This window comes from Lacrimispora indolis DSM 755, assembly GCF_000526995.1.
GTDB lineage: Bacteria > Bacillota > Clostridia > Lachnospirales > Lachnospiraceae > Lacrimispora > Lacrimispora indolis.
The window spans coordinates 151,651-177,845 of sequence record NZ_AZUI01000001.1 but is presented as its reverse complement, the minus strand read 5'-3'; the positions used below and the strand labels follow the sequence as shown (position 1 = coordinate 177,845).

Below are 26,195 nucleotides of genomic sequence, written 5' to 3'. Positions count from 1 at the left end.
TGACCTCCCTTAGGCATACGCATTTTTATTATCATACAACAATAAAAGCAAAAAATCAAACTGCATTTCAGTCACAAAGGTGTCTTCTGGTTTACAAAGCATGCATTTCGAGTACAAAAGTGGCTTTTCGGTTACAAATATTCAATTGTCATTTACAAAGATGGCTTTTCGAATTACAAAGTGGCATCTCATCTTGCATTTGAGTGCTATATCTGCTTCCTGGATTGTTTTACAAAAAATAATTGTAAAATTTCGATATTTATTTATTGACAAACGATAAAATTGTGCTATAATCAAATTGTCAATAAATAGTAGAGGTGATTTTATGAAACAACGGATTCCAACAATTTTTCTAAAGATGGTGATAGGTTTTATCGGAATTGCTGCACTTGCTTTTTGCGTATTTCTGCTCCCTTTGTTTGCAAATGAAATGGCGGTAATAATGCCGGAATGGGCATTTCTCAAGTATCCATTCCTCATATGCATGTACGTAACAATGATAATTTTTCTCGTTGCATTATACCAGGCCATAAGGCTGATCGGCTATATTGACAAGGGAGAGGTTTTTTCTGAGTTATCTATAAAATCATTAAAAAACATGAAAATATCGGGAATAATGATGACTGTCCTTTTATACTTATCCGGTATGCCGGTCGTATATGCTGAGGCTCAAATCGAAGATGCCCCCGGCCTCGTAATTATCGGGTTTGCCATTGCTTCAATCCCCCTTGTAGTTGCAACCTTTGTGGCTGTTCTTCAAAGGCTCCTGCAAGAAGCTTTAGAGATAAAGTCAGAAAATGATTTTACGGTTTGAGGTGAGTACATGGCGATTATAATAAATATTGATGTGATGCTGGCAAAAAGAAAAATGAGTGTAACAGAACTATCTGAAAGAGTTGGGATAACATTGGCAAATCTTTCCCTGCTCAAAAATGGTAAAGTAAAAGCGATCCGATTATCAACCTTAGAAGGAATTTGCGAAGCTTTGGACTGTCAACCGGGAGATTTGTTAGAATATAAAAAGTCTGAGATATCGCAGGCTGAAATTGACTGAAAGCAGATATTTCCGCCTCCTGTTATAAAAGCTTTTTTCTGCCTGTCATGCATAAAAAAAGGCCGCTAGTTGGCATATGGTTTCTTGCGGGCCAATAATAGAAAATATAACAAACGACGGTTGTTGAAACCGTCGTTTTTGCCGTTTTCGCTGTACCGGAAGCAGCTACTGCGCAACAAAATCCACCAATTCCGAAATATGGCTGATAGAATGGGCACTTTGCTTAATATTGCCGTATCCATAGGAGGCAAAGATAAAAGGAATGCCTGCCATGGTTGCGGAATCGTAATCACCGGCTGTATCACCTACATAAACGGCTTTTTGTATTCCATTACGTTCCATGAGAAGGCTGATATTTTCCGCCTTGTTTTTCCCATTATTGCCAAAACACTCTATATCAGTGATATACGGTTCCAGGCCATACTTTTTTAAAAACATTTCAATATAGCCGGATTGACAGTTGCTGACAATGTAGAGACGGCAATATTGCGACAATTGTTCAAGGGCTTCTCTGACTCCGGGATACAGCATGTCACAGTCTGCCTCATCCAGACAGACAGTATTAAAGCAGTCGCATTGATCCATAAGCTCATTTCTGGTATCTTTATCAAACTCAGGAAACAGTTCATCAGCAATGGTACTGATGGTTTTGCCAAATTCCTGCTTAATCACATCCGGTGTGATGTGGAGAGCGCTTCTGCCGTCTTTCTGGAGCGCCCGGTTATAGGCCATGGCAGATAGTTCAGTGGTATTCCACAGCGTTCCATCCAAATCAAAAATTATATGTTTTATATCCATGATCACATTCCCCTTTCTTTTTTTCTTTGTTAAGATTATAATAATAAAAGATATGATTTTGGTCAATATATGGCGGTAAAATTGAAAAATGAGCACAAATGAGCAACCTTGGGAGAAAATGAGTAAAAGTCAGCGGGAAGAAGAGATATTGGAGATTCTAAAATTGAATAATTATGCCACTGTGGATTATTTGGCGGAGAAGCTTTTTATCAGCCCATCCAGCATACGGCGGGATCTGTCCAATTTAGAGAGCAAGGGATATGTGCGGCGTTCCTACGGAGGAGTAACCTTGATTTCCCAGCCGGCAACGATAGCGCCTTTCTCTTTCCGCAGGCAGGAAAACCGGAAAGAAAAGATGGCCATTGTCAAAAATGCCGTAAAACTTATTACTCCGGATTCTTCCATATTCATTGACAGTTCCACTACTGCTCTGAATTTTGCTTTTTTGTTGAATCCGTCTTTAAATACCACCGTTTATACCAACAATATGCAGCTGGCTCACCATCTGGCTTCCAAGCATATTAAGACCTATGCGGCCGGCGGGCTTGTATCAGATTTTGATAATGTGGTGACGACTGGATCCTACACTCTGGGGATGCTAGAGAATATTTATGTTGATCAGATGTTTTTTACCTGTACGGCACTTAGTCCGGGCGGACAGATTATGGATGTAAATGAGGAAGAAACGGTTGTCCGCAAGTTTATGCTGGCACGGGCTCAAAAACGGGTATTTCTTTGTATCAAAGAGCGGTTCGGGCAATTCTCACAGCATATGGCTGCCACGCTTGATGATGTGGAATACGTTGTGTCCGATGAAAAACTGCCTGATGAGTTTACGGAAAAATTTAAACATGTCCATTTTATCAGTTCAGATAACAATGGGAGTACGGAAAGGGGAGAAACCGTTGATTATCCAGCGACAGATTGAAATCTTATTGGAGTTATGCAAAGAATCGGACAGATTTCTGACAGCAGCTTATTTTTCAAAAAAGATGAATGTCAGCCTGCGGACAGTTCAGGGGGATTTAAAGGTGATAAAGGAAGTCCTGGCTAAGGAAGGTTCCGCCAGCATCATTTCTGCAGTTTCCAAGGGTACATGTTTACATATTGAAAACCATGAGGAATTTACCGCTTTTTTAAACAGCCTTTACCAGCAGCAGGCCCATGTTTCCCTGGCCTATCCTTCCAACCGGGTTTTGCAGATCAGCATATATTTATTAAACCAGCATCGTTCGGTTTCCATTAACACAGTAGCGGATGAATTTTTTATTTCTGCCTCCACCCTGCATAATGATATGAAAAAACTCCAGGAACTCCTGGAAGAGTTTGAGCTGGATCTTTTGAAAAATGATAACAGGATTCTCATTTTCGGATCAGAGATAAACAAACGCAGATATATTGTGGAGAAAAATGTGTTTCTCACTCATACGCCCGGCGGTTTTGGAATTGATTATGTAGATGAAAAGCAGATTCCCATCATCAAGAATCTGCTGACAGAGGTTTTGATTAAATACAAATACAGCGTGGCTGATGCGGAAATCCAGAATGCCATCCTGTTTCTGAACATTATGGTAAAACGGCTTCAAAAAGGATTCTATATCAGTCCCAGTGAGCTGAATATAACAGACAGCCTGGATGTGGAAGAAGAGATTGCCAGAGATATTTTTGAGCGTTTAAAGAAGCGCTATCTGATCAATGTCACGGATTATGAGACCAATTATTTTGCCCTGTATCTGAAAGGAAAATCCAATTGTCAGAGCACTTCAATGGTCACCCTGGAAATGGATGCATTTATACGGAAGGCATTTCTGGAAATAAAAAACCGCTTTGGTATTGATTTTACCGACAACATCAATCTCAGGATCGCCCTTGCACTCCACTGTGTGCCCTTAAGCATACGGCTTAAATATAATATGCAGCTGAAAAGCAATATGCTGGATTATATTAAGCAGACCTTTCCTTTGGGATATGACATCGGAATTTATTTTTCTCTTTTACTGGAGGAACGGTACGGCAGCAAAATGTCGGAAGCAGAAATTTCTTTAATCGCGGTGCACTTTTACAGCTGCCTTCTGGAGGAGAGCTATAAAACCGGGATCAAGCAGGTGCTGGTCATTTCTTCCCTGAAGAACAGCATGACCTTACTGCTGAGACAGACGCTTTTAAAATGGTTTTCCGGCAATATATCCAAGTTGGAATTTATGAACGAGGTTGAGGTGACTGATGATACGCTGGACCGTTTTGATGTGTTTCTCACCACTGAGAAAGGCAGGATGTATGAAAACGGCATGGCCATGTTCATTAACATCTTTCCGGACAACCACGATTATATGAATATCAAGCTGATCATGGATGGATTTAAAAATGTGGAAAGCATTTTGGAAATTTTCAGCAAGGACCTTTTCTTTGTCAATAATGGAAGGACGAAAGACGAAATTTTGAAAAATCTCTGTGAACAGGCAAATTCCAAGTTCGGATTGGAGGCCTTATATGAAGAGGTGATAAAACGGGAAGAGCGGGGAAGCACCTATTTTGCAGAAGGCATTGCAGTTCCTCATCCAATGTATGCGGTGTCCTCGGATACCTTTTCTGCCGTATCAGTTGTTACAGAGCCTTTGACATGGGATGGGGAGCAGAATCAGGTACATCTGGTTGTAATGGTATGTATCGGTAAGAACAATCCTCAGGCGTTCCAATTATGGGATTACATTGCCAGAATATTTGCAGATAAATCCTTTGCAAGCAGGCTTTTGGAGAAGCCGGACTATGAGACGTTTGTGGCCATTGTGAAAGAATCGTTAAAAGATAAAATTCAGTAATACTCCATAAAAAACACCTTCCGGCAAAGGGAACAGCCGGAAGGTGTTTTTTATGGAAAAAAGCAGCTTGTTACTGATTAATAACAGTGGTAATGCTTTCAACCGCCTTACTTACATGATCAACGGCTTCTAAACTGAGCTCGATCACACTGGCAATTTGGTGATCACTTTCGTAGGCCTTGCCAAAGGTCTGGACAAAAGCCCGCCTTAAATCAGAACCATAGTTGACTTTCAGCATCTTATAATTCTTCATTTGACGGATGACGGCAAAGTCTACGCCGGATCCTCCGTGCATAACCATGGGGACCGGGCATAAGGCAGATAATTCTTTTAACAGCGGAAGGTCGATGTTTGGCGTCATTTCCAGTCCATGGACATTTCCGATGGATACGGCAAGCAGATCACAGCCGGTCCGGGTGACAAAGTCTTCTACCAGAGCCGGATCGGTCTTGCAGTCGGATTCGTTGATAATGTCTTCTTCCTTCCCCTGTAAAGCGCCAAGCTCTGCCTCCACCGGGACTCCGTAAAAATGACAATATTCGACCGCGCGCCGGGTTTCCTTGATGTTATCTTCGTAAGGCATGTGGGAAGCATCGATCATAATAGAAGTGAAGCCGGCATTGACACAGCTCTTTACATCTTCATAAGTCTTGCCGTGATCCAAATGCAGTGCAACGGGCATATCCGAATCCTTTAAAGCATCCTTTGTCAGGGTCACAATCGCCTCAGGGCTGGAAAGCCGAAGGTTATTGGAAGAAATTTGTATGTATCCCGGAAACCCTGCACTGTTAAGTCCCTTAGCGATGGCATAAGTCATTTCCATATTTGTGGTGTTAAATGACGGAAGCAGGTATTTGTGCCGTACCGCGTAATCCATAAGATCATATCCGTTTGCAATTTTCATAAAAACTCCTCCTTTTTAATAATTTCTGTTTCTTTGAGTATAACAAGGGGGAGGCTTCTGTGAATGTATCCTATTGCCATATTCATTGCGCAATTTTGGCTTAAGACGAAATAACAAAAGTGCATGATCTTTACGAAAAACGTTGTGTGAGACCCTTCAACGATCATGCTATACTTTTTCTAAACTTGGAGTTGTACATAAAAACACAGGGAGGTTTGCGTATGAAGATAATTTTAGTATCTCATGGATACTTTTCAAAAGGGTTGTTGGAAAGCGTCCAGATGATTTTGGGTGAACAGGAAAACCTGACGGCTCATTGCCTGATGCCGGAGGAAACGCCGGCAGCTCTGTCGCAGCGGTTAGAGGCAGAGATACGAGAAACGGAAGGTGATGACATCCTGTTTTTAACGGACCTGTATCATGGAAGTCCATTTAATGTAGTGGTTTCCCTTATGAAAGATTATAAATTCCGCCATATCACAGGAATCAATATGCCGCTGTTGATCGATGCGATCATGAGCAGGAATGGGGGTCTTTCGATTCAGGAAATCTGCAGCCGCCTTGTGAAACAGGCGCCGGGAACCATCCTGGATGTAGATGATTTGCTAAAGAAGGAGGACATGGAAGAATGAGAAATGTTGTATTGGCAAGGGTCGATGACAGATTGATCCATGGAGAAGTGGTTTCTGTGTGGGCGCCCAGTTTAAGCGTAAACAGGATCGTGATCGCAGATGACGGAGTCGCAGCAGACAAATTTAACAGCAGAGTGTTAAAGGCGCTGGCCCCAGCAGGAGTAAAGGTAAATGTATACTCCGTTGACTCTGCCGGAGAAAAGCTGAAAGAGGATGAGATAAAAGGGGAACGCATCATGGTACTTGCCAAGTCACCCATTACCTTTCAGCGGCTGGTTGACAAGGGTGTTTTAATCAGGGAAGTGAACCTAGGCGGCATGGGATTGCGGGATGAGAGGATACCATTTATTAAAAATGTATCTGCCAGTCCGGCTGAAATGGAAGCCATGAAGGACATGCGGTCAAAAAACGTAAGGGTATATTATCAGCTTGTTCCTGAGCAGCAGATAATAGAAGCAGATGACTATCTAAAATAAAAGGGGGAATTTTTATGGCAATCACAATGTTTCAGGCAGTTTTATTGGGGATCGTTTACTGGCTGGCAATCGGAAACCTGCCGTTTGTAGGCCTTTGGTCATTGCAGAGACCGCTGGTCTGCGGTATGGTAACGGGATTTATTCTGGGAGATCCGGTTCAGGGCGCCGTGGTGGGAGGAACGATTAACCTGGTGTATTTAGGATTCATGTCAGCAGGAGGCAGCATGCCGGCGGATATGGGGCTTGCGGGAATCCTGGGGACTGCATATGCCATTGCCGGAGGCTTAGATGCGCAGACAGCTCTTGCTTTAGCAGTTCCTATCGGCATTCTTGGAACCATTGTCTGGTATCTTCGTATGACCTTTGACTCGGTCTTTGTTCATATGGTCGACAGGTTTATTGAGAAAGGGCAATACAATAAAATCTGGCTTGGAAATGTACTGTTTCCTCAGATTTTTGCATTCCTGATTTGCGTGATTCCGTGTACGCTGGCGGTTTATTTCGGGGCAAATTATATCCAGGGTATTTTGAATCTTTTAAGCGGCAGTATTTTGACGGTGTTCCAGATTATCGGCGGTTTAATGCCTGCTCTTGGTATTGGCATCACCTTATTGTACATTTTTAAGGGAGAGGCAAAAGTGTTCTTATTCATTGGGTTTATTCTGGCAGTGTATTCCGGATTAGGACTTTTGACCCTGGGCATCATTGCCTTGTTGACGGCAATTGTATATGTTCAGATAACTGATCGGAAAATGGCAGCAGCAACGGAGGAGGATGATTGATATGGCAGAGAAAAAGAGTTTAATTCCGCGTAAAGCGCTGATGCGCGCATGGCTGATCTGGGAAACATTCCCTCAGACCTGCTACAATTATGAACGAATGATGGGGCAGGTCGTGGCCCATATGTTTGCACCTATCATCAAATACTTCTATAAAGATAACCCGGAAAAGCAGAAGGAAGTAATGAAACGGGAAGCAGAATTTTTCAATGTACATATTGAGTTTGGCGCATGTATCCTGGGCATGGCTGTGGCCATGGAAGAACAGAAGGCAATGGGAGAGGACATTCCGGCAGAGTTTATCACCAACATCAAGACCTCTTTGATGGGACCGTTAGCAGGGGTAGGTGATACCATCTGGCAGGGAGTCGTCATACCTATTTTACTGGCAATCTGCATTGACATCACCCGTTCCGGTTCCGGAAACGTCTGGGGCTCCATTATTTATGCGGTTCTTATAGTTGGAGCGGCTTATGGACTCAGCTATGCGAACTTTATGTTCGGGTACCGGGCAGGCAGTGAGGCAATTATGGATTTCCTGGAAAAGGGAACCCTTAATAAGATTTTAAAGGGCGCGTCGGTCATGGGCTGTATGGTCATGGGCGGTCTGATTGTAAACTATGTTCACTGTGTCTGCGGAATTGAAATCGTAAGCTCCACCTCAACGTTTAATTTCCAGACTAACTTTTTCGATACGGTCATGCCCAATATTCTTCCTTTGGCAGCAACCATGGGAGTTTACGGACTGTTAAAGAAACGCTGGTCCTCTATTAAAATTATCCTTTTGATCATCGCAGTCGGTGTTGCCTGCGGATTTACAGGGATCTTAACATTTTAACCAAATCAAGTAAGTCCCCCACTTCAAATGCAAAAAGCATTAAGTGGTGGGTGGGACTTGCTTGTGTCAGGTGGAGTACAGGCTCCCCCTGACTGCCCGGCAACAATAAATTTTGGAAAACCAGAAGGTGGGATTATGAAAGCAATCGTATTGGAAGAACCAGGAAAATCGGCTATCAAAGAGGTAGAGCTTCCGCCTTTAAAAGAGGATGAAGTCCTGTTACGGATCGTGACTTCAGGAATCTGTACCAATGATGTCCGTGATTTTAATGGAGAGTGCAATTACAGCTATCCGCGCATCGGCGGGCATGAATACTGCGGCATAATAGAGGAAACCGGAAGCAATGTGAACAGCCGTTGTATAGTCAAGGGCCAGAAGGCAGTTACCTATATCATTGATGATTGTAAGATCTGCTATTACTGCAAACACGGGGAGGAGAATATCTGCGAGGGGCTTCCCCAGACAAAGACATTCCAGAATCCGGACGGTTTATCAGGATACGGTGGTTTTGCTGAATACGTGATCTGCAAGGCAAATGATGTATTTATCTATCCAAAGGATGTCTCCTTTGAAACCATGGCGTTCACTGAGCCCTTAGCCTGTGTGGTCAACAGCATTCACCGGACCGACATTCAGTTTGGAGATGATGTCCTTGTCATAGGAGGGGGCGCCATGGGGCTGCTTCACGTGATGGCGGCACGTTTAAAGGGTGCCCGGGTGATTTTAAGCGAACCATTGGAGCAGCGCCGCAATAAGGCTCTTGGCTTGGGCTGTCATGCAGTGATTGATCCAATAAATGCTGATGCAGTACAGGAAGTTAAAAAAATAACAGAGGGACGGGGGGCAAGGATCGTATTTAATACGACCGCATCTCCGGCAGTGGCAAAACAGGCAGTTGAAATGACGGCGCCTGGGGGAACCTGTGTGATGTTCAGTTCCCTTCACCCCAATGACCCGGTACAGGTAAATATGGGAGCTGTCCATTCTTATCAGATCACCGTCACCGGTGCAGTCAGTCCGACTATAAAAGCCTACCAGCAGTCCACCCTATTGCTTGGAAAAGGGTTATTGGATCCAACACCTCTGATCGAAGGAATTTACGATTACAGGGACTTTGATGCTGCAATGAAGGCTGCGGCAAAAACAGAAAGCTACAAAGTGCTTCTTAAATTCGGAGAATAATGATGGATTATTTTTTAGGAATTGATATAGGTACATCCTCGGCAAAATTAATTGCTGTGGATGAGGCCGGCAGGACAGTAAAGAGGTGTGAACGGAATTACCGGTATTCCCAGCCAAGTCCCGGCTGGAGGGAAATATGGCCCGGCGTATGGGTGGATGCTGTGGAGGATGGCCTGGAGGAATTGCTTGGGGCTTTGGACCGGCAGCAGGTAAAAGCCATTGGTTTTACAGGCCAGATGCATACTACGGTATTTCTGGATAAGAAAGGAAAATGTATCAGGCCGGCCATTATGTGGAATGATATGCGGACAAAAGACCGCATATCTTCCATGAAAGATTTCATTGCAGGAAAGGAAGACACCCGGTCCATTTTAAGAATCCTGTCAACCGGGAGCCCGGCAGCCAATCTGCTGTGGCTGAAGGAGCAGGAGGGGGAGAATTTCCAAAAGCTTGACAAATTCCTGATCGGTCCGGATTATCTGGTATATTATTTTTCCGGGGAATACAGCACGGATTATTGCGAAGCCTCCACATCTTCCCTGTACGATACGGAAGGAACATGCTGGTCTTTGACCATGAGCCGCCTGCTTTCTCTGCCTGAGACAGCCTATCCGCCTGTCAGGGGCAGCCAGGAGATTGTCGGGAATCTTACAAAAGAGCTGCAGAAAAAGTTCAGCCTTCCGGCCGGTGTCAGAATTATCGCCGGCACGGGAGATAATCCGGCAGTAGCAGTGGCAACAGGGGGGCTGCAGTACCGTTATCCGGTGCTGTCTATTGGAACCTCCGGTGTATTGGTTTTATCCCGGGATAAAGTAGATCGGGAGATGAAGGGAAAACAGATTTTATTTTCACTGGATGGAAAAGAAATCCATGTCCTGGTCCAGGGAGTTGTCCAGTCCGCAGGGGGGAGCTATAACTGGTATGTGAAAAATATTCTGGGAATGGATGACTTTGACCGTTTAACAAAAACAGTAATTCCGGATACACAGAGGGAAAGGGGCTTGTTGTTTTATCCTCATCTGACGGGGGATAAAACCATTTATGCTGATCCTGAGGTCCGGGGCGCCTTTGTAGGATTGGATACCAATCATACAAAAGAAGATCTGGCAATAGCGGTTATGGAGGGAATTTGTTTTGCCATAAAGCAGCTGGTACAGGAAATGCAGCTGACTTGCGGGGAGCTGGAGCATTTAAAGGTGACCGGCGGCGGATCTTACAGCAAAATATGGATGCAGATTCTGGCCGATGTATTAAATGTGAGCATCCAGCAGCTTGACGGAGGGGAGGGAGCCTCCTACGGCGTGGCAATTATGGCCAGAAATGCGGTTCTTCCAAAGGAAAAAGGGGCTGTGTGTGGACAGCCGGTGAAAATCCGTGCCTGTTTCATGCCCAGGGCTTATCAGGCGGGAGCATATGAAATAAAATACAAAAAATACTTGAAGATGTATGACGCACTGAAAATGATCAATGAGTAAAGATGGTGGTAAAAGTGAAAGCCTGCGGTGTGTGTAATCACAGCTTGGGAGTGGTGAGATTTAAATATAAAGATGGATTTGTTTGTCAAAACTGTTATAGAGCAGCCAGCAGAACCTATACCGAAACAATCCGGCACCTGGATTTAAATGAATTAAAAGCAAGGTGCAATAGAAACGGTGAACAATCGGATTTTGATGATTTTGAAATAACAGACAGAATTGGTAACTATATTCTGATTGACGGCAAACGGAAAAAAGTCTGTGTTGTGAATAACCGGCTGCAGGTAAAAGGATACAGAAAACCAGAAATCATATCATTGACTGATATCCGGTATTGCAGAATTTCCTGCGGTTCTTCTTTTACATGGGAAGAGCTGCAGAATGATGAAAAGCAGAAGGACGGTCATGTGACATCCTTGAGCTTAGAGTTCATTCTAAATTCTTCAACTGATTCACAGCATATCCAGATATTATCTTCTCCGATTAGAATCAAAAGCTTTGCATTTCGGAAATCATTGGATTTTATGAAGCTGATTGTAGACTATCTGCAATCCAATGGAGTGGAATGTGTATATGCCTGATTAAAATTGGTATTGGGAAGGGAAGGGGCAAAATGGAGGCTTTTAATTTTAAGGTTCGGGTTCCGGTTGGAATTCATGTCAGAAATGCGCTTCTGCTCAGCCAGAAAACAGTGCATTACCAGAGTAATATTGCGCTCCATAAAGGAAACCGGGTTGCAAATGCAAAGAAACTGATGGACATTATGATCCTGAGAGTCAGGTGCGGAGATGAGATCTTGTTTATTATGGAAGGGCCTGATGAGAAGGAAATGCTGAATGGAGTCCGGGAATTTTGTGAGAAGAATTTATGATTGGTTTATGATATTGGAATAAGGAAACTATTGTTCCAAAGATACATAAGCTGTGGGGAAGCTTATGAAAAAAACTTTGTCATGGGAAACATGGAAGCCGGGCTTGTTCCAGGAGAGGGGAAGCGGACGACAATTTATATTGGAGTACCCTGAGAAAAGGGGAGGCAGGGAGAGGAGCAGTCCCTGGATAACGGAATATAAAAACTATAAATATGAAACAGTCTGGCAGGTAGCAATCTGCCAGGCTGTTTTATATTTGCGGTTCAAGAAATAAATTTCCATACTTTCATGCAAATGTTTTATTAATTCTTATGGCATTGAAATCCTGTTCCATACAACAGAAAGATGTATTTCCTTCTTTGTCATAAGCACGAACCACATATGCCCTGACCTTCCTTTGTACATGCTTCGTAGTAAAGTGCATGGTCATCATTGGCAGAGAGATTGATTTAAAAAAAGTAAAAATATATAGTTTTACTAAAAAAAACTAACGAGATAAGAATGAAAGTTATTTAGATAATTTGAACATTATAATTGAAATATATATGAATTTGATGTATATATTTTCGAAATTATATAATTAAAAGCATAGATAAGGTGAAAATTACAAATAAAATCTATATATTTTACTTAGTAAAATAATTGACTTTTACTAAAGAGATGTATTATAATGCAAATATCAAAACATACAATTTGGAGGAGGTATTTTTATGAAAAAGAAGGTTTTAACAGCAGCAGCACTTGTAACCGCAATAGCAGCTTCCCTTATGGGCTGCAGTTCATCGGACAAGCAAAATACGGACGGGGTAAAAAGTATCCGTTTTGCTTCCTGGGATAACAGCAAGGACTTAGATGAACAGCAGAAGCTGGTGGACAAGTTTAATGAAGCTCACAAGGATATTAAGGTGACTCTGGAAGCCTATGGCAGTGACTTTGATACAAAGATCGCAGCAGGCATGGGCTCCAAGGATACGCCGGATGTGATGTACATGTGGAATTATCCTGCTTATTATGAAGGTCTGGAGCCTCTTGATTCCTATATTGAAAAAGAAGGACAGGCTTATAAGGATAATTTCTATGAAACCCTGTGGAGCTATAATGAGATGGGAGATACCGTTTATGGAATTCCCGTAGGCTTTACCACCCATGTTTTATACTACAACAAGGATATTTTTGATGCGGCAGGAGTGGATTATCCTACGGAATCCTGGACCTTTAAAGATCTAGAAGATGCAGCAGGAAAGCTTACTGATCCAGAAAAAAATATCACAGGCTTTGGCTTTAAGCGGGTTCCCGATCCCTATGATTTTGAAATGTTTCTCTGGAGTAACGGCACAGCGCTTTCCGATGACCAAGGCAATTTAAAAGATTATGTAAACAGTGATCCATCTGTTCAGGTATTCAGCACCTTCCAGAACATGGAGAAGGAAGGCGTTGCCGTGGCAACAGATAAGGACGGCACGGATGAAATGATGGCAGGCAAGATCGCAATGTACATTAACGGCTCCTGGCCTATTTCTTCCTTTAACGATGCAGGCTTGAATTACGGCGTTGTGGAAATCCCCATGTTTAAAGAAGGAAGCCCTTCCGTCAGCATCTTAAGCTCTTCCGGGCTTGCCATGGCAAAGGATTCCAAGAACAAGGAAGCTGCATGGGAATTCATCAAATACTGGACCAGCGAGGACTTGAACAGGGCACGTATTCAGTACGAACTGCCGGTTTTAAAATCCGTAGTACAGTCAGAAAGTCTTGAAAATGACGTTGTAAAGGGTGTTTTCTACTCCATGTTACAGCAAAGCGAAGGATACACGCCTACCTCTTTTAAGACTAAGAACTGGAGTGAGATATCGGATTCCTTGAGCACGGCATTTGAGAACATCTTCAATTCTACCGTATACGGTGACCCCAAAACAGTGCTGGATGAGGTGGCGGGACAGTAAGGACAAGGGCCCGTTGAATGGAAAAGGTGGAGAACACATGAAAAGTAAAGGAAGATTACGAAAAGCTACTCCCTATTTATTTATATCGCCCTGGATGGTGGGATTTCTGGTTTTCACACTGGGACCTCTTGTATTGTCATTAATCATGAGCTTTTTTAACTGGTCAATCGTTTCTACACCCAGCTTTACAGGCTTTGGAAATTACATTGAAATGTTTACAAAGGACCCTCAGTTTTATAAATCCCTGGCAATCACACTGAAATTTGCGGCGATCTTTGTACCTTTAAATCTCATAACTGCCCTGGTTCTTGCCATGCTTATTACCCAGCCGGTCAAAGGAGTTACGGTTTTCCGCACCATTTATTACATTCCGGCTGTGGTATCAGGAGTCGCTATCTCCATTATCTGGGGCTGGATATTAAACGGAGATTACGGTATTTTAAACTACTTTTTGTCCCTCATAGGAATCAAAGGACCGAAGTGGCTTGTAGACCCGGCATGGGCGCTTTTTGCAATCGTTATGGCAAGTGCCTGGGGCGTTGGTACCATGATGCTGATATTTTATACGGACATTAAGAACATATCCATGGATTTATATGAGGCGGCTTCCTTAGACGGAGCCAGCCATGTGGCCCAGTTCTTTCAGATCACCATACCCATCATAACGCCCACCATATTATTTAATGTGATAACCTCTTTAATATCCGCGTTGCAGCAGCTGACCCTGGTGCTGCTGCTCACAGGGGGAGGACCTTTAAAGTCCACCTACTTCTATGGCATGTTTGTATACAACAACGCTTTTAAGCATCATAAGCTGGGGTATGCCAGCGCCAATGCGTGGGTCATGTTTATTGTAATATTGATTTTAACATCAATTGTTTTTAAATCCTCTTCCGCATGGGTGTTCTATGAAACGGAAGTAAAGGAGGGGAAGAAGAAATGAAGACCTCAAAAAAATTCAAAGTGATCATGTATATCATTTTAGGCCTTGTTGCCCTGTACTTCTTGTTCCCTCTTTTATGGATGATCTTAACTGCCTTTAAGACGGAAGCAGAGGCCCAGGCCTATCCTCCCAAATTCCTGCCGGATCATTGGCTTATAGGAAATTTTGTCACAGCATGGAAGTCCCAGGAATTTACCCGCTATTTATTTAATTCCCTGGTGGTGACCGTTATGACGACCGTGGGGCAGATCATTTCCTGCTCTTTGGTGGCCTATGGCTTTGCCAGGTATGATTTCCGCTTTAAAAATCTGCTGTTTATGATCCTTCTGGCAACCATGATGATCCCCTGGGATGTGACCATGATCCCCATGTATATGGAGTTTAAGGTCTTTGGATGGATTAATTCCTTAAAAACCCTGATCGTCCCTTCCTTTTTTGGGTCAGCCTACTATATTTTTTTATTAAGGCAGTTTTTAATGGGAATACCAAAGGATTTTGAGGAGGCGGCCAGAATCGACGGCGCCAATGCCTTTGAAATTTATTCCAGAATTTTCATCCCAATGATGAAACCCCAGCTGATCTTAATCGGGATCTTAAATATCCTGACGGTTTGGAACGACTACCTTGGCCCGCTGATTTTCTTACAGGACAGGAGCAAATACACCCTGGCATTGGGACTGGCATCTTTTAAAGGGGTGCATGAAACGCAGATCATACCTTTGATGTGCATTACGATTATTATGATCATTCCACCCGTCTTAGTATTTATAGCCGCTCAGAAATACATTGTGGAAGGTAAGAGCGGAGCGATCAAATGACAGGAGAAACTACTATGGAGCGACAGAAAAAACGGTGGGAAGACCATACCGTTACACATATTAACAAGCTTCCGGGACATGCTGCCTTTGACAGGTATCTATCCCGTGAGGCTGCTTTAAAAAAGGACAAAGCAAAGCGGAACAACGTAAGCTTAAACGGCAGCTGGGACTTCTTATACTTGGAAGCTCCGGAATATTCCCCGGAGGATTTTTACATGCCAAAGGCTGATACAAGGGAATGGGGGGCTATAACGGTCCCCTCCTGCTGGCAGATGCAGGGATACGGGCAGATGCATTATACCGATGTTTTGTATTTATTTCCCATCAACCCTCCTTACGTGCCGTCCAAGAATCCCACAGGAATTTACAGAAGAAATTTTACATTGAAAAAGGAATGGCTTTCTAACCGCACCATTATTAAATTCCATGGCGTTGACAGCGCCTATGACCTGTGGGTAAACGGACGGTATGTGGGTTACGGTAAGGCCAGCAGAATGTCAGCGGAGTTTGATTTGACGGATGTGATTGTGGAAGGCGAAAACCAGATCACCGTAAGAGTGTACCAATGGAGCGACGGCACCTATTTAGAAGACCAGGATATGTGGTGGTTAAGCGGTATTTACAGGGATGTGGAACTGATCAATGTGGACCATACCTGTATATGGGACTGCCATATCCATACAGACTTGAATGAAACATATGAGGATGGTATTCTTAAAGCCAAGGTTTTTATGGAAAAGCCTGCAAGGGATACTTCCCTTCGATGGGCATTGCTTGACGAGGAAGAAAAGATGATTTCGGAAGGTTCCCTGTCCTCTGTGGGGGAAACAGAAGATATCCATATACCGGTGGAAAGGGTCAGACTATGGAACGCAGAAAAGCCCTGTGGATATACCTTTCTCCTCATGAGATATGAGAGAGAAGAATTAAAGGAGGCCATACCTTTTTACGTTGGCTTCCGTAAGATCGAAATCAAAGGAAATACCTTTACCGTAAATGGGAAGCCTGTGCTGCTGAACGGCGTAAACAGGCATGATTATGATCCGAAAAACGGCAGGACGGTCACAGAGGAAAATATGCTCTCTGATGTGTTGTTGATGAAACAGCACAATATCAACGGGATCCGCTGTTCCCATTATCCTGCCAATGAGTATCTTTATGAGCTTTGCGATCAATACGGACTTTATGTAATAGATGAGGCGGATTTAGAATGCCATGGCTTTGAACTCTCAGGGGAATACAACCGCATCAGCAATGACCCTTCCTGGGAAATGGCTTATGTGGACCGTGTGGTGCGGATGATCGAAAGAGACCGCAACCACCCCTGCATCATCATGTGGTCCCTTGGAAATGAATCCAGCTTTGGCTGTAATTTTGAGAAAATGGCATCTGTTGCAAAGGAAATGGACCCTTCAAGGCTGATCCATTATGAGGGGGATTCAGAAGCAAAGGTGACGGATGTGTATTCCACTATGTACACAAGGCTTAGTAAGCTGATTGAAATAGGTGAAGGAAATTTTGGGGGAAATAAGCCCCACGTCATGTGCGAGTACGGCCATTCCATGGGAAATGGGCCGGGAGGACTTTGGGAGTACCAGGAAGCATACCGGAAATATGAAAGGCTTCAGGGAGGCTTTATCTGGGAATGGTTTGACCATGGCATTGAGACCAGAAGAGGTAACGGGGAAATTTATTATAAGTACGGCGGAGATTATGGAGATACGCCGACTAACGGAAATTTCTGCATTGACGGCCTTTTATTCCCTGACCGTACCCCAAGCCCTGCATTAAAGGAATACAAGCAGGTGATCGCCCCGGTAAAGGCAGTGCTCATAAGCTGGGAAGAACAGCTGATCGAGGTGGAGAACTGTTATGATTTCCTTAGCCTTGATCATCTGGAACTGCAGTGGAATATAAGCTATGATGACAAAGTCCTTTTTCAGGGAGAGATTGGGGCTTTGAATGTTTTGCCGGGAACAAAGAAGGAAATAAAGCTTTCCTGCGGCAAAGTGGAAGCTTTGCCAAATACGGATTACTACTTAAATCTTTTCTTTGTACTAAAAGAGGAGGCTCCCTACGCAAAAGCCGGTCATTTGGTGGCAAGGGAACAGTTTCAGCTGCCGGTTTTCGCGGCGGAAAGCAGGAAGCATCCGGAGAAAGGCAGCCTTAACGTAGTTTTAAGCAAAACAGAGATTGTGATTCAGAATGATAATGTGCAGGTTGTGTTTAACAAGGTGTACGGAAATCTGGTTTCCTACAAGGCACATGGCAGGAAACTGATGAATCATGGACCGGAACTGACTGTTGACAGGGCTGTAATTGATAATGATATGTACAAAAAAGAGGACTGGAGAAATAAATATTTTCTTCACTTATCCAGTGAGCAGCTGGAATCTGTCCAGGTAGAAGAAAAAGAAGAATATGTTTCAGTGACCTTTTATAAATATTTTTCCTGTTTAAACCAGTCCTGGGGATACGGTTTAATATACCGTTACTGCCTCCACAGTGACGGAGCATTGGAGCTTGAACTGACGGGAAAGGTGAGAAAGGAAGGGGAAATATTCCCTGCCATGCTTCCCAGAATCGGGATACTTTTCCATACGCCGAAGCTTACGGAAGTTGTCTGGTATGGCAGAGGATATGGAGAAAATTACTGCGACAGCATAAAAGCGGCCTTTATGGGCGTTTACAGGGGAACTGTGGACAGTTTTCACACGGATTACGTTTATCCCCAGGAAAATGGGCACAGGGAACAGGTGAAGTGGTTCAGCCTGACAGACGGCAGGGAAGGCCTGTTAATAAAATCAGCTCTTCCTGTGGGAATTAACGTCCATGACTACACGAAGGAAGCCTTGGAAAAAGCGGCACATACGGGCTGCATTGAAAAGTGCGGGGATCTGGTTGTAAATGTGGATTACAGGCAATCAGGACTTGGCAGCAACAGCTGCGGGGAAGAGCAGCTGGAGCCTTACAGGGTAAGCCTGGAGGACTTTAAAATCTCTCTGGAATTTTCGCCGGTAAAGGCGTTTGGCGAGATCGAAGGGAGTAAGAATGTCTATTTTTAACGGGATATTCTTCTGGCACATCAGACCTGCCTCATGGGGGCGACTGGATAAGCATGCATATCCGCTTGATTCATTAGGAGATAAATTATGAGATTTGATATCAGCAAAATTCCTTTCAGCCGCTTTGGTTCCTACTTTGTTATTTCAGAAGAAGAAAGCAGCGGCCGGTGGTATCTAAGGGATCTTCACGGGGGAGATGAAGCCGTATCCAATATTTATGAAATTTCATTTCCGGGTACGGAAAGCTCTTCCATAGAGGTGGAAGCCACAGAAACCCTGCTTGTATTCAGGCAGAAGGAAGAGGAAAATAAAAGGGTTGACCTGGTATTTGGAGAAGAAAATACGGTGCACATGGAGTTTACGGGCATGCCCGTTTATTTAAAAGCCCTGGGAGGAAAATACGACAGCCTGGTTCCTTACGGCACAAACCAGTGGGAACATACCTTATATTCCAAGGAAAGAAGGATTCTCTTTACTGTGGTAAAGGGAAAGGGAGAAAGCCGGGGAACCTGGAAAATGACAGGTACAGAAGGGGCCGGTATGCTGTTTACACCAGAAGAGGAGGGCGGATATGCTGTCCTTGAAAATTACCGTACGGTCTGGAAGAAAAAGGAGTATCCATCCTTTGATAAGGTATGGAAGGGTCTGAAGGAAGAGTACGGAAGGTGGAAAACATCCATGCCCCATATTCCGGGAGTATATGAGGAAGAAACGGCTCTTGCCTCTTATCTTTCCTGGGCTAACTTTATTGGCATGGAAGGCGTTTTAAAAGAGCCCTCCATGTACAGTTCCAAGAACTGGATGTTCAATATCTGGAGCTGGGACAATTGCTTTTCCGCCCTGCCATTAAGTGATAAACAGCCGGAACTGGCTTACAGTCAGTTAAAAGTATTCTATGGGATACAGGATGCAAGCGGCTGCTATCCCGACTATGTCAATGATAAGTTCTATTCTTACAGCTGCTGTAAACCGCCAATCCACGCATGGACCTTTCAGAAAATGCGAAGGAATAACCCTTACTTTGAAGAAAAGGGCAGGCTTGCAGAATCCTATGAAAGCTTTAAACGGGTAGCTGAGTACTGGGTGAACTGGCGCATCAAGCGGGTAGGCGCCCTTCCGGAATACAATCACGGCAATGATTCCGGCTGGGATAATGCCTCGGTTTTTCATCAGGGAGTGCCGGTAGAATCCCCGGACCTTACGGCCTATTTGATCCGCCAGCTGGACATTTTAAGCGGTATGGCAGAAGAGCTTGGCAAAGAGGAAGATCAGAAATATTTAAAAGAAACTGCGGACAGTCTCTTTGACACTTTGATGAAGAGACTATATAATGGAAGAAAGTTCATTGCACGGCTGGTTGTTAATGGACAGCCGGTTACACAGGGGGACAGCCTTCTGTTATATTTGCCTGTGGTTATCGGATACCGTCTTCCAAAAGAAATACTTGACCGGATGGTCCTGGATTTGGAGGAACGGTTTGAGGCTGCTTATGGATTGTGTACGGAAAGCCTGACAAGCCCCTGTTATAAGGAAGGGGGATACTGGCTCGGACCTGTGTGGGCGCCGGTCACGTATATCATGCTGGATGCTTTGCGGGAAAATGGCTATGAAGGTTTTGCAAGGCGGCTTGCTGAAAAATTCGTAAGGCTTGCCCCCATTGGACTGATGGCGGAAAATTATGATCCGGTAAGCGGAAAAGGTTATGATGACCCTGCCTTTTCCTGGACTTCCTGTGTTTTTCTGCAGTTATTAAAAGAATATCCGGATATGGAGGAAAAGGAATGAAAAAGCACCTTGGCAGCCTGGGGCTGCTGCTCACGGCAATTATCTGGGGCAGCGGCTTCGTAGCCAATAACATAGCACTTGAGACCATGACACCTATGCAGATTTTGTGCCTCCGTTTTTTTATTGGCGCTGTCTTAATGGGAGGGATTGCCTGTAAAAGATTTAAAAATGTTGGAAAACAGGAAATCATTGCAGGGACAATTCTTGGTGTGATATTATTTGCGGCCTTTACGGCCCAGACCTTTGGGCTAAAATATACCACCCCATCCAAGAATGCCTTTTTAACGGCAACCAATGTGGTGATCGTACCGTTTATAGCCCTCCTGCTCAATAAAAAAAGGGTGGATGGCTACAGCTGCGCTGGTGCTGTCATGGCGATTACGGGAATTGGCATCCTTTCTTTAAGAGGGAATTTAAGCCTTTCCTTTGGGGATGCCCTGACTCTAATTTGCGCCTTTTGCTTTGCCTTTCATATATTTTATACCGGGGAATTTGCCCAGAAATATGATGTACTCATACTGACTGCCATACAAATGCTGGTTGCATTTTTACTTTCTTTTCTTGTAATGCTGCCTGCAGAGGGGATAAACCTTTCTGTAAGCGGCAACGGGCTTGTCAGCGTTATCTACCTGGGCGTTTTTTCAACCACAATAGCTTTTTTTCTCCAGACAGTGGCACAAAAATATACTACTGAAACAAAAGCAGCCGTTATTCTGTCCATGGAATCCGTATTTGGAACGCTGTTCTCCATTTTGATCGTACAGGAAGAGATAACGGCAAGAATGGTCGCTGGCTGCATTTTAATATTGGCGGCGGTTATCATTGCGGAAACAAAGCCGAAGTTAATAATGAAAAGATATATTGAAGAAATAAAGGAATTGTAAAAAAAGCAGTCAGGGGTGATATCAATGGCAACGATTAAGGACATTGCAGAAAAAGCGGGAGTATCCATTTCAACGGTTTCACGGGTATTAAATTATGATGAAACATTAAATGTTCCTGATGAAACAAAGCAGAAAGTTTTTGAAGCGGCAGAAGAGCTGGATTATATCGTAAAGGAAAAGAAAAAACGTAAGAAAAAGCTGAATATTGGCGTATACTACAGCTATTCCATCGAAGAGGAGCTGGTGGACACCTACTATCTGTATGTCCGGGTGGCTATTGAGAAAAAAATCGCTCTTGAGAACCAGAAGCGCCGGATCGTGACGGCAGAGGATACGGAGGAAAGCTTAAAGAATGTGGATGGCATCATTTGTCTAGGTACCTTTAACAGGCAGATGCTGAAAAAAATTGAAGGCTTTCACAAGCCTGTAGTATTTGTGGACAGCTCTCCCGACGAATCCAAGTTCGATTCCGTTGTCATAAATTTTGAGCGGGCAACGAAAAAAGTTTTGGATTATTTAAGCGGTATGGAGCATAAAAAAATTGCTTTTATCGGAGGCTTTGAGACCGATGCTTTAGGAAATGCCATTGATGACATGAGAAAAAGAGTCTATGAGCGCTATATGAAGGAGTTGGGGCTTTTCCGGGAAGAATACATTAAAATCGGAGAGTATAACCCGAAATACGGATATGTTTTGCTGAAAGAGCTTTTATCTCTTCAAGAGCCCCCAACGGCTGTCTTTGTTGCAAATGATTCCCTTGCTGTGGGCTGCTATAAGGCAGCCAATGAACTGGGGTTAAAGATCCCGGAGGACATCAGCATCGTAGGATTTAATGATCTGGCCACAACAAAATATATGGTTCCGCCTCTTACGACAGTGCGCTTATACATGGAATTCATGGGAGAGACCGCGGTTTCCCTGATGATGGAGAGAATTGAAACGGAACGGGAAATCTGCAAGATGGTTACTATACCCACGAAATTGATAGAAAGAGAAAGCTGTAAACCGCCTAAGGGAGTACAATATCATAGAATCACTGAAAATGTAAGTTTGATTGGTGAAAATGAAGATGAAGATAAAAGTTTTATTGGATAATAATACGTATATCGATCAATATTACTATGGTGAACCTGCCGTCAGTTATTATATTGAAGTCGATGACAGAAAGATATTATTTGACACCGGGTATTCTGATGTTCTGATTAAAAATGCGAAGGCCATGGGAATAGACTTAAATTCTGTCACAAACATTGTTTTATCCCATGGCCATAATGACCATAGCAATGGCCTGATGTATTTAAAAGAAGAAATCGATTTGTTAAAAGTCTCCTTAACTGCACACCCGCTATGCTTTCAGCCGAAATCAGAAGGAGCAGAACATATCGGTTCCCCTTATTCGGAAGAGGAAATATCAGCGATGTGCCGGTATGTTCCGGCAACCGGGCCATACAGAATATCGGATCACTGCTTATTCTTAGGTGAAATTCCGGCTTTTAATAGCTTTGAAAAACGTCATAAAATAGGAAAAACTGTTATAGACGGCAAGGTGGCGGATGATTATGTTATTGATGATTCCGCCCTGGTATGTGATACAAAAGAGGGGATTTTTATTATTACCGGCTGTTCGCACAGTGGGATCTGCAATATAGTGGAATATTCAAAACAACTATGTAAATGCAATAAGGTTGCAGGTGTGTTAGGCGGTTTCCATTTATTTGACAACGATCGCCGTTTAAGCAATACGGTCCAATATTTAAAACATACAATAGCAGGAACCTTATATCCCTGCCATTGCGTATCGCTCCAGGCAAAAGCTGAAATGATGAAGTATGTTGATGTGAAAGAAGTTGGTGTGGGACTGGGCATTGAGCTGTAATGATTTCTAATTGGCTGAATGTACATGATTTATCAGTGCGCAAGGAGGAAACGGATTGAACCGGATCGAAGGTTTGTAATTTTGGATTTTTCTATTCCCTTTGCAATAAGAGGTAAATAAGCCTGGAAAAGTTCAAACTCTATTTTTCCTGTTATTATTTGGACGAAAACCTTCATTGATAATCTGATGTGAAATTATAGGAGGAAGCGCTTTCTGGAACGCAGTTCTCTTTCTGAATATGGGGATAAACTTATCCTAAGGGTGGTATGCCGGTAGCTGCAATGGTGGGATTGGATCTCCGTTTTGCAATGGATTTAGATGCCACCTTCCACGCATAATTGATGCTTCTCCCGGTGATGCTATTACTCCGAGGAAACTTAAATATAGTTTTAAGCTCATGCTGGAAGCCTGCTGCTGTATGAGAGTGTGGGATACGAAAGAAGTACAGAATGCATGAACATGGATCAAACTTCTGCATTCGGAAAAGGAGAAAACGATGAACGAACATACACGCTTACACTGTGAACTTTTTATCGAAAACAAGGAACGCATCAAATCAGTATTTGGCTGGGACGGCGGGCTGATCCATCTGGCCTGCTCCTTAATCTACACTGCAAAGGATAAAAGAGCTGACGAAAGCACGCTGCAATTCTGCAAGGAACTTCTAAAGCAGAAGGTTGGCGTATTTTCCAACTTTCGCAGCACAGCAAGATCACCGATTGTTTCAATGCTGGCTGTCAGCGGCAGCCCGGAGCGCACACTGGACCAGGGTCTGGAGGTATATGGGTTACTCAAGAAAGATTTCTGGGGTTCGGTTTATCTTCCCATGGCAGCAATGATCATTGCTCAGATGGAAAATCAAAATGAGTATGAGCGCATTGCTGCCCGTACCAGAATTCTTTACGAAAGAATGAAATCCGAGCATCCTTTCCTGACATCAGGAGAAGACAGTGCGCTGTGTGCATTGATGGCATTATCGGATAAATCTGATGATAATCTGATTCATGATGCTGAAGCCTGCTATAGAATATTGAAACCAAATTTCTTTTCAGGCAATGCAGTTCAGTCCCTGAGTCATATACTTGCCCTGTGTGATGGGCAAGCTGAGGAAAAATGTGAACGAACGATTATTCTTTTTAATAAGCTGAAAGCTGCAGGTCATAAATATGGTACCGAATATGAACTTCCCACGTTGGGCGTTCTCGCTATGACAGATGGTGATGCCGATGAAATTATCCGTGAAATGATTGAGATCGACGCATGGCTGTCTGCCCAGAGTGGATTCGGATTTTTCAGCAGCATCAGCAAAAAACAACGTTTGATGTATGCGGGGATTCTTGCTCAAAAGGACTTTGCCCAAAATGGTGCCATGGAGACAGCGGCCATCAACAGCACGATATCATTGATATTGGCGCAAGAAGTCGCCATGTGTGCGGCTGTCGCCGCAAGCGCGACGGCGGCAAATAATGCGGCGAACAGCTAAAAGAAAAGACTAAGAACCTGAAGATTTGTAAATCTGGATGCTTTTCTATTCCTTATGCAATAAGAGGTAATTAAACCTGGAAAGGTTCAATCCCCTGTTTTTGATTATTTTTAAGTGCCGGTCAATCAGATCATCAGACGATCTGATTGGCCGGCACTTCTTTTGCATAATGATCCCGTGACTTTCCTGTTTTGTTTCTCCTCTGTCAGAATTTCAATAATGATCAGCAGTATAAAAATAAAAGAGATTATCTCTTGACATGTTACAAAAAACAAATTATAATGAGTGTATACTCATTGAGTTGGAGGTCATTAATTGAAATCAAAAAGACAGCTGCAAAAAGAAAATACCCGGAAAAAGATCATTGAAACGGCCTGTCAGGTTTATTCTGAGCAAGGGTTTTCAGCCACAACGGCTGTTATTGCAAAGGAAGCAGGTGTGTCCCACGGCACAATATTCGTCCATTTTGCGTCATTGGATGAATTGCTGTGCTGCCTCATACAGGATTTCGGTGATATTTTGGGAGCGGAAATACACCGGTTAGCAGAAACAAAAGATAATATTGAGGAGCTGTTAAAAGCTCATTTAGATGTTTTGGCCCGCCACGAAAGGTTTTATACCCGGCTTATTGCTGAAAGGAGTTTATTGCCTGAGGAGGCAAGATTAACATTTTCAAATATCCAGTCCATCCTTGCCTACCACTTTAACAAGGTATTTGAGCGGGAAAGCCATGGGATAAAAGCTCTTCCTGTACACCTGCTGTTTAATACGTGGATGGGATTGATTCATTATTACTTGTTAAACAAAGATTTGTTTTCGCCGGATACGCCGCTCTTAGAGCGGTATGGCTCAGAGCTTACGGAAACTTTTTTAGAACTGATTAAAAAATAAACAGGAGGAAATAAGATGAAGGTTTGTATTGCCTGCGGTATGCCAATGAATGAGGCTTCTGAATTTGCCTGTGGTGACACTACGAAGGATTATTGTGTGCACTGCGCCCGCCCTGACGGCTCCATGCAGTCGTTTGAAGAAAAGAAGGAAGGTACCATCAACTTTATTATCAAGACCCAGGGGGTAGATAAAAAGGCTGCGGTCCAAATGGCCGAAAGCAGTATGAAAAAGCTTCCGGCATGGAAGGAATATTTTAACCGAATCAAGTAAGTCAGGGCCTCCCCCGCACTATCGGGGACGCCGTGAGCAAGTAGCGAAGCGGATTGCGAATATCCGCTTGACTGGTTCATGAGGGGAGGTGATGAGATGCAGGTTAGCCCATCGTTTCAAGTCTTTGCAAAAGAGGCCCCTGAGGTACAAAAGGCATGGATGGAAATGGTACAAAAACTGGACGGCGCAAGCGCACTGGATAAAAAGACGAAAGAACTTGCCTATCTTGCAGTGATGGCTGCAGTAGGTCTTGAAAGCGGATTGCCGTTCCATGTTAAAATGGCAAAATCCAAAGGAGCAACAAGAGAAGAAATTATTAGCAGTATACTGGTAGGATTACCCGCTGTGGGGAATGGAATTGTTAAATCCTTGCCGATAGCTCTGGAGGCATTTGATGAGGAAGGGTGAAATA

The 26,195-nt window shown here is 43.5% G+C and carries 26 protein-coding genes and 1 pseudogene; 25 read left to right on the top strand and 2 right to left on the bottom strand.

The window, feature by feature from the left end:
* Window positions 1–325 precede the first annotated feature (325 nt).
* A complete protein-coding gene (locus K401_RS0100900; protein WP_024291199.1) occupies window positions 326–814 on the top strand; it encodes a DUF2975 domain-containing protein in 489 nt (162 codons plus the stop codon).
* Window positions 815–823: 9 nt separating this feature from the next.
* Window positions 824–1,054 (top strand): helix-turn-helix domain-containing protein, encoded by a 231-nt coding sequence (locus tag K401_RS0100895; protein WP_024291198.1) that lies wholly within the window; start codon window positions 824–826, stop codon window positions 1,052–1,054.
* A 165-nt stretch (window positions 1,055–1,219) separates the two neighbouring features.
* Here K401_RS0100895 and K401_RS0100890 read toward each other — a convergent pair whose 3' ends face one another.
* Window positions 1,220–1,852: an HAD family hydrolase gene (locus tag K401_RS0100890; RefSeq protein ID WP_024291197.1), complete on the bottom strand. Its 633-nt coding sequence runs from the start codon at window positions 1,850–1,852 to the stop codon at window positions 1,220–1,222.
* Between the two features lie 118 nt (window positions 1,853–1,970).
* Between K401_RS0100890 and K401_RS0100885 the strand changes: the two genes are divergently transcribed.
* On the top strand, window positions 1,971–2,780 hold the full coding sequence (locus K401_RS0100885; protein WP_024291196.1) for a DeoR/GlpR family DNA-binding transcription regulator: 810 nt from the start codon (window positions 1,971–1,973) through the stop codon (window positions 2,778–2,780).
* A complete protein-coding gene (locus K401_RS0100880; RefSeq protein ID WP_024291195.1) occupies window positions 2,758–4,671 on the top strand; it encodes a BglG family transcription antiterminator in 1,914 nt (637 codons plus the stop codon). The genes K401_RS0100885 and K401_RS0100880 overlap by 23 nt, the downstream gene beginning before the upstream one ends.
* Window positions 4,672–4,741: 70 nt before the next feature.
* Here K401_RS0100880 and K401_RS0100875 read toward each other — a convergent pair whose 3' ends face one another.
* The gene (locus tag K401_RS0100875) at window positions 4,742–5,575 is read right to left on the bottom strand and encodes a class II aldolase (protein ID WP_024291194.1); all 834 of its coding nucleotides are present in this window, start codon (window positions 5,573–5,575) and stop codon (window positions 4,742–4,744) included.
* Between the two features lie 221 nt (window positions 5,576–5,796).
* On the opposite strand from K401_RS0100875, the gene K401_RS0100865 reads away from it, so the two are divergent.
* From K401_RS0100865 to K401_RS0100765, 21 genes and pseudogenes are all read left to right on the top strand, one after another.
* Window positions 5,797–6,207, top strand: coding sequence for a PTS sugar transporter subunit IIA (locus tag K401_RS0100865; RefSeq protein WP_024291193.1), 411 nt, complete (start codon window positions 5,797–5,799; stop codon window positions 6,205–6,207).
* On the top strand, window positions 6,204–6,683 hold the full coding sequence (locus K401_RS0100860; RefSeq protein WP_024291192.1) for a PTS sugar transporter subunit IIB: 480 nt from the start codon (window positions 6,204–6,206) through the stop codon (window positions 6,681–6,683). Before K401_RS0100865 ends, K401_RS0100860 begins: the two co-directional genes overlap by 4 nt.
* A 14-nt stretch (window positions 6,684–6,697) precedes the next feature.
* Window positions 6,698–7,465: a PTS mannose/fructose/sorbose/N-acetylgalactosamine transporter subunit IIC gene (locus K401_RS0100855; protein ID WP_084492757.1), complete on the top strand. Its 768-nt coding sequence runs from the start codon at window positions 6,698–6,700 to the stop codon at window positions 7,463–7,465.
* A gap of 1 nt (window position 7,466) precedes the next feature.
* Entirely contained in the window at window positions 7,467–8,300 is an 834-nt protein-coding gene (locus tag K401_RS0100850; RefSeq protein ID WP_024291190.1) for a PTS system mannose/fructose/sorbose family transporter subunit IID, read from the top strand.
* A 135-nt stretch (window positions 8,301–8,435) separates the two neighbouring features.
* On the top strand, window positions 8,436–9,482 hold the full coding sequence (locus K401_RS0100845; protein WP_024291189.1) for a zinc-dependent alcohol dehydrogenase: 1,047 nt from the start codon (window positions 8,436–8,438) through the stop codon (window positions 9,480–9,482).
* On the top strand, window positions 9,482–10,957 hold the full coding sequence (locus K401_RS0100840; protein ID WP_242842289.1) for a xylulokinase: 1,476 nt from the start codon (window positions 9,482–9,484) through the stop codon (window positions 10,955–10,957). The genes K401_RS0100845 and K401_RS0100840 overlap by 1 nt, the downstream gene beginning before the upstream one ends.
* A 2-nt stretch (window positions 10,958–10,959) precedes the next feature.
* The gene (locus K401_RS0100835) at window positions 10,960–11,538 is read left to right on the top strand and encodes a DUF4428 domain-containing protein (protein ID WP_024291187.1); all 579 of its coding nucleotides are present in this window, start codon (window positions 10,960–10,962) and stop codon (window positions 11,536–11,538) included.
* Window positions 11,539–11,570: 32 nt separating this feature from the next.
* Complete coding sequence (locus tag K401_RS0100830; protein WP_024291186.1) at window positions 11,571–11,828, top strand: HPr family phosphocarrier protein; 258 nt, start codon at window positions 11,571–11,573, stop codon at window positions 11,826–11,828.
* Between the two features lie 710 nt (window positions 11,829–12,538).
* Window positions 12,539–13,768 (top strand): ABC transporter substrate-binding protein, encoded by a 1,230-nt coding sequence (locus tag K401_RS0100820; RefSeq protein ID WP_024291184.1) that lies wholly within the window; start codon window positions 12,539–12,541, stop codon window positions 13,766–13,768.
* A 37-nt stretch (window positions 13,769–13,805) separates the two neighbouring features.
* A complete protein-coding gene (locus tag K401_RS0100815; protein ID WP_024291183.1) occupies window positions 13,806–14,711 on the top strand; it encodes a carbohydrate ABC transporter permease in 906 nt (301 codons plus the stop codon).
* Complete coding sequence (locus K401_RS0100810) at window positions 14,708–15,529, top strand: carbohydrate ABC transporter permease (protein ID WP_024291182.1); 822 nt, start codon at window positions 14,708–14,710, stop codon at window positions 15,527–15,529. The genes K401_RS0100815 and K401_RS0100810 overlap by 4 nt, the downstream gene beginning before the upstream one ends.
* Before the next feature lie 14 nt (window positions 15,530–15,543).
* Complete coding sequence (locus K401_RS0100805; protein ID WP_024291181.1) at window positions 15,544–18,594, top strand: glycoside hydrolase family 2 TIM barrel-domain containing protein; 3,051 nt, start codon at window positions 15,544–15,546, stop codon at window positions 18,592–18,594.
* 87 nt (window positions 18,595–18,681) lie between these two features.
* On the top strand, window positions 18,682–20,379 hold the full coding sequence (locus tag K401_RS0100800; protein ID WP_024291180.1) for an amylo-alpha-1,6-glucosidase: 1,698 nt from the start codon (window positions 18,682–18,684) through the stop codon (window positions 20,377–20,379).
* Window positions 20,376–21,263, top strand: a complete 888-nt coding sequence (locus tag K401_RS0100795) for a DMT family transporter (RefSeq protein WP_024291179.1) — start codon at window positions 20,376–20,378, stop codon at window positions 21,261–21,263. The genes K401_RS0100800 and K401_RS0100795 overlap by 4 nt, the downstream gene beginning before the upstream one ends.
* Window positions 21,264–21,287: 24 nt before the next feature.
* A complete protein-coding gene (locus tag K401_RS0100790; protein WP_024291178.1) occupies window positions 21,288–22,358 on the top strand; it encodes a LacI family DNA-binding transcriptional regulator in 1,071 nt (356 codons plus the stop codon).
* Window positions 22,333–23,139 carry an MBL fold metallo-hydrolase gene (locus K401_RS0100785; RefSeq protein WP_027352232.1) on the top strand — a complete coding sequence of 269 codons (807 nt, stop codon included), beginning with the start codon at window positions 22,333–22,335 and terminating at the stop codon, window positions 23,137–23,139. The genes K401_RS0100790 and K401_RS0100785 overlap by 26 nt, the downstream gene beginning before the upstream one ends.
* Window positions 23,140–23,331: 192 nt before the next feature.
* Window positions 23,332–23,465, top strand: a pseudogene (locus K401_RS34315) (nucleotidyl transferase AbiEii/AbiGii toxin family protein); the annotation flags it as partial.
* A gap of 170 nt (window positions 23,466–23,635) precedes the next feature.
* Window positions 23,636–24,622, top strand: a complete 987-nt coding sequence (locus K401_RS0100780; RefSeq protein WP_024291176.1) for a DUF4003 family protein — start codon at window positions 23,636–23,638, stop codon at window positions 24,620–24,622.
* A gap of 315 nt (window positions 24,623–24,937) precedes the next feature.
* On the top strand, window positions 24,938–25,513 hold the full coding sequence (locus K401_RS0100775; protein ID WP_024291175.1) for a TetR/AcrR family transcriptional regulator: 576 nt from the start codon (window positions 24,938–24,940) through the stop codon (window positions 25,511–25,513).
* 15 nt (window positions 25,514–25,528) lie between these two features.
* On the top strand, window positions 25,529–25,783 hold the full coding sequence (locus K401_RS0100770) for a zinc ribbon domain-containing protein (RefSeq protein WP_024291174.1): 255 nt from the start codon (window positions 25,529–25,531) through the stop codon (window positions 25,781–25,783).
* A 96-nt stretch (window positions 25,784–25,879) separates the two neighbouring features.
* On the top strand, window positions 25,880–26,191 hold the full coding sequence (locus tag K401_RS0100765; protein WP_024291173.1) for a carboxymuconolactone decarboxylase family protein: 312 nt from the start codon (window positions 25,880–25,882) through the stop codon (window positions 26,189–26,191).
* Window positions 26,192–26,195: the final 4 nt, after the last annotated feature.

Excerpts from the sequence above, each read along its gene's own strand:
- K401_RS0100900 (WP_024291199.1), top strand. The coding sequence starts at position 326 with ATGAAACAACGGATTCCAACAATTTTTCTAAAGATGGTGATAGGTTTT.
- K401_RS0100895 (WP_024291198.1), top strand. The coding sequence starts at position 824 with ATGGCGATTATAATAAATATTGATGTGATGCTGGCAAAAAGAAAAATG.
- K401_RS0100890 (WP_024291197.1), bottom strand. The coding sequence starts at position 1,852 with ATGGATATAAAACATATAATTTTTGATTTGGATGGAACGCTGTGGAAT.
- K401_RS0100885 (WP_024291196.1), top strand. The coding sequence starts at position 1,971 with ATGAGTAAAAGTCAGCGGGAAGAAGAGATATTGGAGATTCTAAAATTG.
- K401_RS0100875 (WP_024291194.1), bottom strand. The coding sequence starts at position 5,575 with ATGAAAATTGCAAACGGATATGATCTTATGGATTACGCGGTACGGCAC.
- K401_RS0100865 (WP_024291193.1), top strand. The coding sequence starts at position 5,797 with ATGAAGATAATTTTAGTATCTCATGGATACTTTTCAAAAGGGTTGTTG.
- K401_RS0100860 (WP_024291192.1), top strand. The coding sequence starts at position 6,204 with ATGAGAAATGTTGTATTGGCAAGGGTCGATGACAGATTGATCCATGGA.
- K401_RS0100855 (WP_084492757.1), top strand. The coding sequence starts at position 6,698 with ATGGCAATCACAATGTTTCAGGCAGTTTTATTGGGGATCGTTTACTGG.
- K401_RS0100850 (WP_024291190.1), top strand. The coding sequence starts at position 7,467 with ATGGCAGAGAAAAAGAGTTTAATTCCGCGTAAAGCGCTGATGCGCGCA.
- K401_RS0100845 (WP_024291189.1), top strand. The coding sequence starts at position 8,436 with ATGAAAGCAATCGTATTGGAAGAACCAGGAAAATCGGCTATCAAAGAG.
- K401_RS0100840 (WP_242842289.1), top strand. The coding sequence starts at position 9,482 with ATGATGGATTATTTTTTAGGAATTGATATAGGTACATCCTCGGCAAAA.
- K401_RS0100835 (WP_024291187.1), top strand. The coding sequence starts at position 10,960 with ATGGTGGTAAAAGTGAAAGCCTGCGGTGTGTGTAATCACAGCTTGGGA.
- K401_RS0100830 (WP_024291186.1), top strand. The coding sequence starts at position 11,571 with ATGGAGGCTTTTAATTTTAAGGTTCGGGTTCCGGTTGGAATTCATGTC.
- K401_RS0100820 (WP_024291184.1), top strand. The coding sequence starts at position 12,539 with ATGAAAAAGAAGGTTTTAACAGCAGCAGCACTTGTAACCGCAATAGCA.
- K401_RS0100815 (WP_024291183.1), top strand. The coding sequence starts at position 13,806 with ATGAAAAGTAAAGGAAGATTACGAAAAGCTACTCCCTATTTATTTATA.
- K401_RS0100810 (WP_024291182.1), top strand. The coding sequence starts at position 14,708 with ATGAAGACCTCAAAAAAATTCAAAGTGATCATGTATATCATTTTAGGC.
- K401_RS0100805 (WP_024291181.1), top strand. The coding sequence starts at position 15,544 with ATGGAGCGACAGAAAAAACGGTGGGAAGACCATACCGTTACACATATT.
- K401_RS0100800 (WP_024291180.1), top strand. The coding sequence starts at position 18,682 with ATGAGATTTGATATCAGCAAAATTCCTTTCAGCCGCTTTGGTTCCTAC.
- K401_RS0100795 (WP_024291179.1), top strand. The coding sequence starts at position 20,376 with ATGAAAAAGCACCTTGGCAGCCTGGGGCTGCTGCTCACGGCAATTATC.
- K401_RS0100790 (WP_024291178.1), top strand. The coding sequence starts at position 21,288 with ATGGCAACGATTAAGGACATTGCAGAAAAAGCGGGAGTATCCATTTCA.
- K401_RS0100785 (WP_027352232.1), top strand. The coding sequence starts at position 22,333 with ATGAAGATAAAAGTTTTATTGGATAATAATACGTATATCGATCAATAT.
- K401_RS0100780 (WP_024291176.1), top strand. The coding sequence starts at position 23,636 with ATGAACGAACATACACGCTTACACTGTGAACTTTTTATCGAAAACAAG.
- K401_RS0100770 (WP_024291174.1), top strand. The coding sequence starts at position 25,529 with ATGAAGGTTTGTATTGCCTGCGGTATGCCAATGAATGAGGCTTCTGAA.
- K401_RS0100765 (WP_024291173.1), top strand. The coding sequence starts at position 25,880 with ATGCAGGTTAGCCCATCGTTTCAAGTCTTTGCAAAAGAGGCCCCTGAG.